We start from the raw sequence: 10,826 nt of genomic DNA, 5'->3' as shown, positions 1-10,826 counted from the left end.
AGAAGAGGCGGGGCATGCCCCGCCTCTTACACCACATCTCTGCGCGCTACCCCTGCCAACCACCAAAGCGGCCAACTCAGCTGGATTAGAGCCTGCTGGGGCGAATTTTAATGTACACACTCTAGATTATGTACATTATCTTCTTGCACATAAACGCTATTCGCTTAGCAACAGTACTCATATTTGGCATTTTTTGCCCACTGCCATATAACTAACCCCCTATAGCAAGCAAAAAACAAGCCGCAACTCATTGCTGCGGCCTGCTAGGAAGCTAAAAGGAAGTTAGGCGCTGTAACCCATCGCCTGCAGCACAAACATGACGACCGTCAGCACCGTAATCACGCCGATGGTCGCCCACGTGAGCACGTTCCACACGCGGCCGTTGCGGTTGGCGCCCATAATGTGACGGTCGGCGGCAATAACCACCTGGAACACCAAAACCACGGGCAGTAGCACACCATTGATAACCTGCGAGGTCATCATAATCTGGAACAAGTCGACACCGGGCATAAGCACCAGCACGGCCGAGATACCGATAATGGCTGTAATGATACCACGGTAGACCGGAGCCTCGTCCCAGCTGCGGTCGGCGCCGCGCTCCCAACCAAAAGCCTCGCAGATGGCGCTGGACGTAACGCCCGGCAGCACGCAGGCAGCCAAGAAGCTCGCGGCGACCAGGCCCGAGGCGAACAGCACCGTGGACCACTGACCCGCGATAGGTTCCAGCGCACGGGCGGCGTCGGCAGCGTCGCTAATCTGGATACCCGCCGGGAACAGCACCGTGCCGGTCGTGATGATAATGAAGCCGGCGATGATATCGGCAGCGATCGAGCCGCTTACGGTATCGATACGCTGCAGCACGATATCGTCCTCGCCCGCATTCTTATCGACCACGTTATTCTGCGCCAGGAAGATCATCCACGGCGCAATGGTAGTACCAATCGTTGCAACCACGAGCGACACGTAGTTGGGATCATTTTGAATGTTGGGGACGACCAAGTCGACCGCGACCTCGCCCCAATTGGGGCCAGCCATAAACGCGGCGACAATGTAGGTCACAAACACGCAGCTCACCAGCAGCAAAATCTTCTCGATACGCTGGAAACTGCCCGACATGGTAAGCATCCACACCAGCAGCGCCACGAGCGGCACCGAGATGCTCGCCGGAACGCCAAAGAGGGCAAGACCGCTCGCAATTCCCGCAAACTCCGAGATAGTCACGGCCGTGTTGGCGATCAACAGCGCCGCCATGGCCAGCACGCTCTTGCGCACGCCGAAGCGCTCGCGGATGAGCGAAGCCAGGCCCTTACCCGTGACACAACCGCAACGCGCCGCAGTCTCCTGCGTCACGATAAGCAGCACGGTCATGACGGGGAGCATCCAGAGCATCTTGTAGCCATAGCTGGCGCCCGCGCTGGAATACGTGGCGATGCCGCCAGCGTCATTGCCCGAAAGCGCCGCCAGCAGACCAGGGCCCATAGCGCCAAAGATGGCGGCAATGGTCAGCTTTTGCTTGGTGCTCGGCTTTTGCTTCGTGTTTTGCACGCGACCACCTATCCCATGACCGACATGGTGAGCAGCACCGCAGCGGCGCAGTACGCTACGCACGAGATCATGACGGCAATAACGTTCATGGCGGTGCCCGACGTGTTGAGGTCATGCTCATCGCGCCAGAACAGCACCATCAGATAAATCACGGCACTCATGTTGCTAACCAGGCAGATAATAGCCGCAATGTTAAAGCATCCGGTAAAGAGCAGCTCCTCGAACATGGGAGCATCGGGGAAAGCGGCGGTGCGCACCAGCTGCGCGCACAGGTAGGTCACGAGCGACAGGATCAGGCCCATCCCCGTGCTCTGGAAGAAGAATCCCAGGTACGGTTTGGGCTCATCGTCGTGGCCGTCGTACTCGAGGAAGTAGTTCTTGACGAACGACACCATGCGCGAGGCGGCCAGCAGCACGAGCGGCATGGCGCACATGGGAAACACCACCAGGTGCGCGGAGCCGAGCGCCGTCCCCAGTACCGTTGCCATGATGCACGAGGCAATGCCCCACACGACAACCCAGTACTGGCGATGCACAAACCAGCTGAGCACGTTCGTCGAGTCGTCCGATGCGCTGTCGCCCGAGCCGATGCCGGCGATCTGCAGGTCTTCCTGATGCTCCTCGGCGATAACGTCCATGGCGTCGTCGAAGGTCACGATGCCCAGGATATGACGGTTCTCGTCGCAGACGGGAATGGCGACCAGGTCGTACTTGGTCATCTCGTCCGTTACGTCTTCCTGGTCCTCGTCGGGCGACACATAGACCAGGTCGCGATAGGCGAGCTGCCCCAGCGTGGCGTCGCGGTCGGCCACAATCAGCGTGCGCAGCGAAAGCACGCCCGTCAGCATACCGCTCGGATCCTCGGTGTAGACGTAGTAGACGCTCTCGAAGTCCTCGTCGAGTTTGCGAATCGCCTCGATGGCGTCGCCGACCGTCGCCGTGGCGGGCAGCGAGACAAACTCCGAGGTCATGATGCGGCCGGCGGTGTTGTCCTCGTAGCCCAGCAGGTTTCGAATCGCCTTCTCCTCCTTGACGCCCATCAGGCGCAGAAGCTTTTCGGCCTTCTCGTAGCTGAGCTCGTCGATCAGGTCGGCAGCGTCGTCCGGGTCCATCATGGCCAGCATCGACGATGCGTCCGTGTCGGACAGGCCTTCGAGCATCTCGGTCATAAGCTCGTCGTCATCGAACTCCGAGATGGCCTCGGCGGCCTGGGCGGTGTCGAGCTGCGCGAACACCTGTGCGCGCAGACGCGGGTCGAGCTGCTCGATAATGTCGGCGATGTCGGCGGGGTGTAGCTCGCCGAGCGTCTTGTGCGACACCGAGAGCTGAATGTTCTTGGTCGAGCGGTCAAGCAGGTCCATGTAGGACCAGGCGATGATGTCCTCGCTGAGCGGCTTGCCCAGATGCTTCATAAAGCCCTCGACGACATGCTCGAGCGCGGGGCTAATCGCGCGCAGCAGGCCGCGGGCACCGACCTCGGCACCCAGCAGACGTAGCTGGTTTTCGCCCGACATGGAGAACTTGATGTCGTTTACGCGCACGACCTTCATGCCCTGCGTATCGACGATCTGTTTGTTGAGCACGTCACGCGCGAGCAGCAGCTCGGTCGGCTGCAGGTAGGAAAAGCGGATATTAGTGGCAGACGTATTGAGGTACACGCCCGTCTCGTCGATACGGTCGACCCACTTGCGCCAGCTGATCATAAACGGCGTCTTGCCGGGACCGCGAAACGCGAGCGACGTCACGTGCGGAAAAACTTCGCCGGTAGCAATGCCAAAATCGTTCACCACGCCGAGCTTCTCGCCATCGACGTCCAGAACCGGCAATTTGAGCATCTCACTCAGATAATTCACTGGTGCTCCCCATCATTATTCCTGCGGACCGCGGCCGGGCGGCGCGCCATCCGTGGACTTCTGGATATGTATACGCATGCGCGGGCGGCACGCCGCTCGACGCTTACACCCCGTGCATGCGCAAAAAGCACCTGCATGGGGTCATCGACTGTATGGTCGAGGTTTGGATTTCACCTGCAACCTTTCTCTTGACCCTCATTAACCGCAGTAACTATAGCATCAGCATCGTGCTGCGGCACCGAGTTTATGCGCTGCACATTGCAGGCATACCAAACGCTAACGTATCCGTGACATAGTCGTTGGGGACTACTCCGTGGTGTCGTCGTCCTCGGCGAGTTGGGGGAACACGGCGTTCTTGGGCATCGTGACCTTCGTCAGCGAGGTGAGCTTTTTGCTGAGCGACGTGTCCGTCTTGACCAAGTCGCTCAGCGTCACGATCTTGTAGCCGTCTGCAACGAGGCCGTCGATAATCTGCGGCAGTGCCTCGAGCGTCTGCTCGGCGCACTCATCGCTATCGGTAAGCAGCACGATATTGCCCGGCGTCACCGAGTCGAGCACCGTCGAGACCTGTTCGTCGGCACCATTGAGCAACCAGTCGCCCGAGTCGATATTCCACGAGACCACGGCAGACACCAAGTCCATCGAGTCAATCCAATTTTGCTCGTCAAAAGCGGCGTAGGGAGCGCGCAGCAGCATCGTCTTTACACCGGTCGCAGACTTAATGGCATCGGTGCCCTTCGAGATCTGCTTGCGCACCGTCTCGCGATCCTCGCCCTTGAGCGAATCATCGCTATAGCTATTGGAGCCGACTTCGCACCCGGCGTCGACAATCGCCTTAGCCGTGGCGGGCGAGGCCTCGGCGGCATCGCCCGAAAGGAAGAACGTGGCGCTCACGCCCTTCTCCTTGAGCACCTGCAAAATCTGCTTGGTGGCGCCGCTCGGCCCCTCATCAAACGTCAGCGCCACGTACTTTTCGTTGCCCTTGGGCGCCACGCTGGCGCAGGCAACCACGCAATCGGTCGCGGGCACAACCTCGCCACGGTCCTGCGTCTTGCCCGATTGCTCGCCGACCCACACCTCGGAGCGACCCTGGACGCCCCATGTCTGCACATACTCGATGGCGCCCGTGCCCTCGACCTTCAGTTTGGGCTCGATGGTCGTGGCCTGCACCTCGTGCTTCTCATAGATGTTGCGGCCGTCTTTGACCGTCACCTTCTCGCCGCCGGTAAGCTCGCGGCTGTCCCATTTGCCCTGCTTTACACGCTTGCCGTCAACCTTCACCGACAGCTTTTCGCCCCCGTGGCGCTTGAGCACGCTGTCGTCGACGGCCAACAAGTCGCCCGCGTCATAGGTGTCGGTCAACTCCTGGTCATCGATAAGATTTTGCAGCGTAGAACCCACGCGCACCGCGGTCTTTTGTCCGTTGAGCTCCACGTCCACGCTGCGGTTGACGTAGCCCACGACGGCAGCGATAAACAGCACGAGCGCGCAGCCCACGGCGATGAGCGCATAGGGCAGACGGGATGGACGGCGGGGCGAGCGCCCGTTGCCAATGCGCGCGCTGCGGTCGCTAAAACCGCGGCTATGGTTGAGGTACATCGCGCCGGGCTTACGGCGGCGTTTGCGCTGGCCGCTGGGCAGCTGTCCCAGGTCGCGGCGCGCCGTCGGACGCGCACCGGAGTGCCCGTTTAAGTTGGATCCGTTTTGGCGCATGTGCCCTCCCCCATAAACACAGCGAGCCGGAGCAACATGTCTCCGGCTCGCCCCCCATCATTTGGTACGTCGCTATTTGCTAGCTTTTGACGAGCCACCGCTCGCCTTTTGGTATTCGTCCTTAAAGGCCCTGAACATGCCGCGCGTCTTGCCGAGCTGCTTGCCCAGCGCGCGACTGCCCTTGTCCACGGCGACCGATCCCTTGTCATCGAGCACCTTGGCGCCCTTTTTGACCTTATCGCCCACCACGGCACTGGCCTCGGCAGCCTTGGCGGCCGCGCCGCCCGAATACCCGAGTGTCTTGACCTCGTCCGAAACGATCATCGCGCCGTTCTCGTAGCCGCGCAGCATCGTCGGCGGCACCTGTGTGTCACCGACAAGCACGCTCGAAGCGGCACCGGCGGTCACATAGAACATCTGGACGATGCCCGAGCGCGGCTTGAACTCCACGTCCGAACAATAGCCCACGACATCGCCCGATTCCGTGCGCACGTCCATACCAACCCAGATGATGCAATCGTCCAGGTTAATGTCGAGGCGCTTGGCCGCAGCGGCATCGTAGGTGTCCTTGGCGTCATCCACCGCGATGGCGCCCTCATAGACGCCGATGGCATCGAGCGCCACAAATCGGTCGGGTCGCTCGATCATGCCCGCAATGTCGGACTGGCGAACCATAAAGCCCACCACGCGCGTACCGCCCGGAGTAAAGACCGGAAAGTGTATCTTTCCGAGCTTTTTAGGGCTGCGCGGCGTGCCGTCCTTTTTGGTGCGCTTGTCCTCGGTGGGCTTGCGATAGATCTTGGCGCCGACAAAATCCCCGGCGCGCATTATGCCTCGGTCGAGGGCTCCGCAGCCTCGGTGTCGGCCTCGGCGGCGTTCTCGACCACGACGTCGGCAGCGGGCGTCACGTTGCCGCCCGAGATGGCGTCGTTGAGCTGCTCACGCAGCTGATCCATACGCTCGCGGGCCAGATCGACCTTGGCGCGCAGGTCATCGGTCTTGGCATCGACCATCGGGCCGAAGTCGTTGACCGCGGCGCGGGCCTCCTCGGCACCGTGCTCGTAGGTATCGCGCATGTTATCCCAAGCGTCGTTGGCGATATCGGCAGCCATGGCGCGGGTCTCGGCACCCGAGCGCGGGGCCAGAGCAACGCCGATGATAGCGCCGGCGGCGACACCAAAGAGTGCACCGGAGACAAAGCTAAAAGTCTTACCCATGATCATTCCTCTCCTGCGGGCACGTCGGCGCCCACCGTTTGAATGCTGTCCATTATACCCGCAGCGCAACACTTACCGCCCCGCTCATCTGCATACGGCAAAGGCGCAGGTACATGATGGTGTTGAGCGAGCAAACCTACTCCTGCGGCATGGCGGGCATGGCAACAGTGGCAGCCGGATCCTCGCCGGCACCGTCTACGAGCGGCAGCGCGCTTTCATGCGCCGACCCAGTCGGAGCCGTTGCCGCGCCGCCGAAGACGGCCGCGGAGGCCTCGTGGTTCTCGACAACCGCGCCCTCGGTATCAATCGCTACCTGGGGCTCGTCTTCAAAGTTGGGGACGCCCTGGGGCTCAGCTGCCGGCTCGGCGGCCGCATCGACAACGGAATCGACGTCGGCGTCGGCAGGAACGTCGTCCTCGGCCGCATCGTCGGCCACGTCCTCACCGTTCGCGGCGGCGACGGCCTCGTGCGGATCCTTGCCCTCGGCCTCGGCGCGCATGCCCAAAACCAGGTTGCGCAGGCCCGCGACCGTGCCGTCCACGTCGGGGGCGGGCTGGTCGGCGTGCAGGTAAGCCCAATCCATCATGAAGGTGGCAGACGACAGCGCACCGATGGCCAGCGCATCGTCGGGACACGAAAGCTCAATCTCAAAGACACGCTCGTCATGCTCGCTCACGCGGGTGCGGCCGCACGAGATATTGCCGGCAAGGCCGGTCTCGTTCATGAGCTCGACCGACACGTGCTCCAGCAGGTGGCAGAGCTCGGTCTGGCCCATGCAATCCTGGAACTCGCGACCGGAATCGCCCAGACACAGATGCTTGGCAATCGCCGGCACCAGATAGTACACGCGCGCCGTGGCCTCGATATCCTCCGAGGTCATGAGCGGCATGCCGGGGTTCACCAGCACGTGCGCGCAAATCTTGTCCTCGCTGACGGTGACCTTCAGGATGTTGAACAGGCCTGCCATAACTCTCTCCTACTCGCCCTTGTCCTACTCGTCGCCGTCGTGCGGAATCGCAGCATCCGCACCCGACGCCGTCGGCTCGTCCGCCGCGGACTCGGAATCCTTCTTATCGGTTTCGGCCGGAGCGATCACGCGAATGAGCGAGATGCGCTGGCCACGCATCGACTGCACCTTAAACTTGTACCCCGCAACCTCAAACACCTCTCCGATGTCGGGCACCGAGTCGCAAAGCTCCAAAATCCAGCCGGCGATGGTCTCATAATCATCGCTTTCCTCGAGCGGCCATCCAAGCTCAATCGCATCATCGCACGAAAAACGCCCATCGACGAGCCACTCGCGGCGCGAGAGGCGCGTGAGGTACTTGTTATCGGGGTCGAACTCGTCCTCGATCTCGCCCACGATCTCTTCGACGATGTCCTCGATGGTGATGATGCCGGCCGTGCCGCCGTACTCGTCCACGACCACCACGATCTGGTCGTGCGAGGTCTGCATCTCGGACAGCAGCGGCAGGATGTCCTTGGTATCGGGCACAAAGGCGGCGTCACGCAAAAAGTCGGCGATGGGCTGGTCGCCCTTGCCGTCGAGCGCAGGCTGGATCAAATCCTTGATGTGCGCGATGCCCACCACGTTGTCGGGATCCTCGTGGTAGACGGGGATGCGGCTAAAGCCGGTCTGTCGCATGGTGGACAGCACGTCGGCGACCGTCTCGTCATCCTCGCACATGGTGGTGTCCACACGCGGCACCATGACCTCGCGGGCAACGGTGTCGCCCAGGTCGAAGATCTCGTGGATCATGCGCTTTTCCTCGTCGAGCAGGTCGTCCTGCTCCGAGACCATGTACTTGATCTCTTCCTCCGAGACGTTCTGGCGGTCGTCAGCGCTCTTGATGCGCAGGATGCGAGCCAAGCCGTCGGAGCAGGCGCCGGTCAGCCACACAAGCGGGCGGGCAATCTTTTGGAACACGGAGAGCGGCCCCACGACCTGCTTGGACACGCCCTCGGCGTTGGCCAGGCCGATGCGCTTGGGCACGAGCTCGCCGATCACGATGGACACGAAGGCGACGGCGACGGTAATGATGACCGGCGCCAGACCGCGCGCGATGGCGGAGAGCGGCGCGATGCCAAAGCTCATGAGCCACGTGGCGAGCGGGTCGGACAGGCTCGTCGAGGCGACGGCAGACGAGGCGAAGCCCACGAGCGTGATGGCGACCTGAATGGTGGCCAGCAGCTGGTCGGAATCGGCGGCAAGCTTAATGGCGCGCTCGGCGCGCTTGTCGCCCTCCTCGGCCTCGTGCTCCAGCACGGCGCGCTTGGCCGTGGTGAGCGCCATCTCGGACATAGAGAAGTAGCCGTTGATGAGCGTTAAAACGAGCGTGGTAATAAGAGAGATGGTTATGTCCATCGGGAGTTTCTCGAACCTCCAAGTTCGGGACGTTGGCAGGAGACGTAGATGGCGGATAGGGCAGTTGCGCCCGACGGCCACCTGGGTGGATCCGCGGGCACAGGCTCGGTCGTTAGATTACGAAGAGGATCACCGCCATGAACTGGAAGATGCTACCGGCGAGCACCCACAGGTGAAACACGCTGTGCAGGTAGCGCACGTTTTTGGCGATGTAGAACGGCACGCCCACGGTGTAGCAAACGCCGCCGACGGCGAGCAGCGCCAACGCGACGGGATTCAGCAGCGCCACGAGCGCAGGCAGCTTAAAGACGACGAGCCAGCCCATCAGCAGGTAGACCAGGCCGCTTACCCAGTGCGGCTGACGCTCGCGCAAAAAGCACTCGAGCGCGATGCCAATGATGGCGATGGCCCATACGGCAAAGAACGGCGCGGCACCGCCGTCGTTTGCCAACGTGATGAGGCAAAACGGGGTATAGCTGCCCGCAATGAGCAGATAGATGCAGCTGTGGTCGATGATGCGGAATACGCGCTTGGCACCTGCGGGCTGAATCGCGTGATAGAGCGTGGAGGCCAGGTATTCGAGGATGATGCTGACGCCGTAGACGATCGCCGCGGCCATGTGGGCCGGACCGCCACCGTGCAGGGCGGCGAATACGATCAAAAGTACGAGGCCTGCGATGCCCAGCAGGCAGCCGACACCATGGGTGACGGAGTTCATGATCTCCTCGCCCACCGTGTACTGCGGAACGGCCGCGGCCTTAGGTCGCGGCTTGGAACTGTCGCTCGAATCGGACATGCCGGTTACATCCTCCAACATAAATAGTTCTCAACACTATATCAAAGCGTCTGGGTACGTGCGAAATTTGCACTATACGTGACCTTTTGTTTACCCACTCTTTGCTTGTTGACGCATCAACGGCGAACATCCATAATGCGCTTGCAATAAATGTTGACATATAAACATCTTATAGGAGAGCGATTATGGCTCATAATACACGCCCCCACCGAGGGCTCAAGATCGGCCTGGCCGTTGCCGCGGTGCTCGTTGTCGCCCTATTGGGGTTTGCCGGCAACTTCTTGTTCGACTTTGCCCTGAACCCCCAAGCGCCGTACACCATGAAGATGATGCAGGACGGAAAGGACGCCGGAAAGGGCGAGCAGATGGATGCCGAGGAGACCGAGGCACGGGCGTGGTTTAAAGAGAACCGCGAGAGCAGCAGCCTCACCGCGGATGACGGGACCGAGCTTGCCGCTTGGTATTTCGCTGCACCGGAGAGCACTCACGATTATGCTGTCTGCCTGCACGGATACACCAACGAGCCCATCGGCATGGCACGATACGTCAAGCGCCTCCACGACCGCGGCATGAACGTGCTCGCGCCCGCCGCCCGTGCCCACGAGCGCTCCGGCGGCGACTACATCGGCATGGGCTGGCCCGAGCGACTCGATGTCGTCGCATGGATTGAGCGGATTGTTCAGGCAGATCCCGAGGCGCGCATCCTGGTCTTTGGCGAGTCGATGGGCGCGGCGACCGCCATGAACGTGGCAGGGGAATCTCTGCCCGCAAACGTGAAGTGCATTATCGAGGACTGCGGCTATACGAGTGTCTGGGACGAGTTTTCCCTGCAGCTTAAAGACGTGTTCGGCCTGCCTAGTTTTCCCTTGCTCGATGTAGCCAACCTGGTGTGCAACGTGCGCGCGGGCTACGACTTTCATAAAGCGAGCAGCGTGGAGCAGCTCAAGCACGCAACGGTCCCCATGCTCTTTATCCACGGCGACCAGGACACCTTTGTGCCGTACAGCATGCTCGACCAAAACTACGAGGCGTGCGCCAGCAAGGTCAAGCAAAAGCTCACCGTCCACGGCGCCGCCCACGCCAAGAGCGCACAGGTCGACCCCGAGCTCTACTGGAACACGGTCAACGACTTCCTCGACGAGAATTATTAGGCAAAAAGCGGCGTCTGGAGACTTATCTAACCCCCTCTTTTCGGAAGTATGCGGCAAAATCTGGAACTGCCAACCAGACCGCTGTTTTACCAACAATTTATCTGGGGTTTTGTTGCCAAAAAACGTCGTGTGGGTAGCGCGCAGAGATGTGGTGTAAGAGGCGGGGCATGCCCCGCCTCTTCTCTT

The 10,826-nt window shown here is 61.2% G+C and carries 9 protein-coding genes; 1 reads left to right on the top strand and 8 read right to left on the bottom strand.

Going from position 1 to position 10,826, the window contains the following annotated elements; translation table 11 throughout:
• Positions 1–282: 282 nt before the first annotated feature.
• The 8 genes from I2G43_RS09680 to trhA form a co-directional block, all read right to left on the bottom strand.
• Complete coding sequence (locus I2G43_RS09680; protein WP_195535982.1) at positions 283–1,479, bottom strand: Nramp family divalent metal transporter; 1,197 nt, start codon at positions 1,477–1,479, stop codon at positions 283–285.
• Positions 1,480–1,553: 74 nt separating this feature from the next.
• Positions 1,554–3,398 carry a magnesium transporter gene (locus I2G43_RS09675; protein ID WP_195535980.1) on the bottom strand — a complete coding sequence of 615 codons (1,845 nt, stop codon included), beginning with the start codon at positions 3,396–3,398 and terminating at the stop codon, positions 1,554–1,556.
• Positions 3,399–3,704: 306 nt separating this feature from the next.
• Complete coding sequence (locus tag I2G43_RS09670; protein ID WP_229071783.1) at positions 3,705–5,111, bottom strand: polysaccharide deacetylase family protein; 1,407 nt, start codon at positions 5,109–5,111, stop codon at positions 3,705–3,707.
• Between the two features lie 72 nt (positions 5,112–5,183).
• The gene (locus I2G43_RS09665; RefSeq protein ID WP_195535979.1) at positions 5,184–5,939 is read right to left on the bottom strand and encodes a PRC-barrel domain containing protein; all 756 of its coding nucleotides are present in this window, start codon (positions 5,937–5,939) and stop codon (positions 5,184–5,186) included.
• Positions 5,939–6,328, bottom strand: a complete 390-nt coding sequence (locus tag I2G43_RS09660) for a YtxH domain-containing protein (RefSeq protein WP_195535978.1) — start codon at positions 6,326–6,328, stop codon at positions 5,939–5,941. The genes I2G43_RS09665 and I2G43_RS09660 overlap by 1 nt, the downstream gene beginning before the upstream one ends.
• 136 nt (positions 6,329–6,464) lie before the next feature.
• Positions 6,465–7,295 (bottom strand): cyanophycin synthetase family protein, encoded by an 831-nt coding sequence (locus tag I2G43_RS10570; RefSeq protein WP_229071781.1) that lies wholly within the window; start codon positions 7,293–7,295, stop codon positions 6,465–6,467.
• Positions 7,296–7,319: 24 nt separating this feature from the next.
• The gene (locus I2G43_RS09650; RefSeq protein ID WP_195535977.1) at positions 7,320–8,693 is read right to left on the bottom strand and encodes a hemolysin family protein; all 1,374 of its coding nucleotides are present in this window, start codon (positions 8,691–8,693) and stop codon (positions 7,320–7,322) included.
• 112 nt (positions 8,694–8,805) lie between these two features.
• Positions 8,806–9,489 (bottom strand): PAQR family membrane homeostasis protein TrhA, encoded by a 684-nt coding sequence (trhA, locus tag I2G43_RS09645; RefSeq protein ID WP_195535976.1) that lies wholly within the window; start codon positions 9,487–9,489, stop codon positions 8,806–8,808.
• Positions 9,490–9,674: 185 nt separating this feature from the next.
• Between trhA and I2G43_RS09640 the strand changes: the two genes are divergently transcribed.
• Positions 9,675–10,640 (top strand): alpha/beta hydrolase, encoded by a 966-nt coding sequence (locus I2G43_RS09640; protein WP_195535975.1) that lies wholly within the window; start codon positions 9,675–9,677, stop codon positions 10,638–10,640.
• Positions 10,641–10,826 lie beyond the last annotated feature (186 nt).

The organism is Collinsella aerofaciens (genome assembly GCF_015557435.1).
In the GTDB taxonomy this organism is placed as follows: Bacteria; Actinomycetota; Coriobacteriia; order Coriobacteriales; family Coriobacteriaceae; genus Collinsella; species Collinsella aerofaciens_Z.
Note: the sequence above shows the minus strand (reverse complement) of the source record. Positions and strands in the feature narration are given on the sequence as shown.

Excerpts from the sequence above, each read along its gene's own strand:
- I2G43_RS09680 (WP_195535982.1), bottom strand. The coding sequence starts at position 1,479 with ATGGGCCCTGGTCTGCTGGCGGCGCTTTCGGGCAATGACGCTGGCGGC.
- I2G43_RS09670 (WP_229071783.1), bottom strand. The coding sequence starts at position 5,111 with ATGCGCCAAAACGGATCCAACTTAAACGGGCACTCCGGTGCGCGTCCG.
- I2G43_RS09665 (WP_195535979.1), bottom strand. The coding sequence starts at position 5,939 with ATGCGCGCCGGGGATTTTGTCGGCGCCAAGATCTATCGCAAGCCCACC.
- I2G43_RS09660 (WP_195535978.1), bottom strand. The coding sequence starts at position 6,328 with ATGGGTAAGACTTTTAGCTTTGTCTCCGGTGCACTCTTTGGTGTCGCC.
- I2G43_RS10570 (WP_229071781.1), bottom strand. The coding sequence starts at position 7,295 with ATGGCAGGCCTGTTCAACATCCTGAAGGTCACCGTCAGCGAGGACAAG.
- I2G43_RS09650 (WP_195535977.1), bottom strand. The coding sequence starts at position 8,693 with ATGGACATAACCATCTCTCTTATTACCACGCTCGTTTTAACGCTCATC.
- trhA (WP_195535976.1), bottom strand. The coding sequence starts at position 9,489 with ATGTCCGATTCGAGCGACAGTTCCAAGCCGCGACCTAAGGCCGCGGCC.
- I2G43_RS09640 (WP_195535975.1), top strand. The coding sequence starts at position 9,675 with ATGGCTCATAATACACGCCCCCACCGAGGGCTCAAGATCGGCCTGGCC.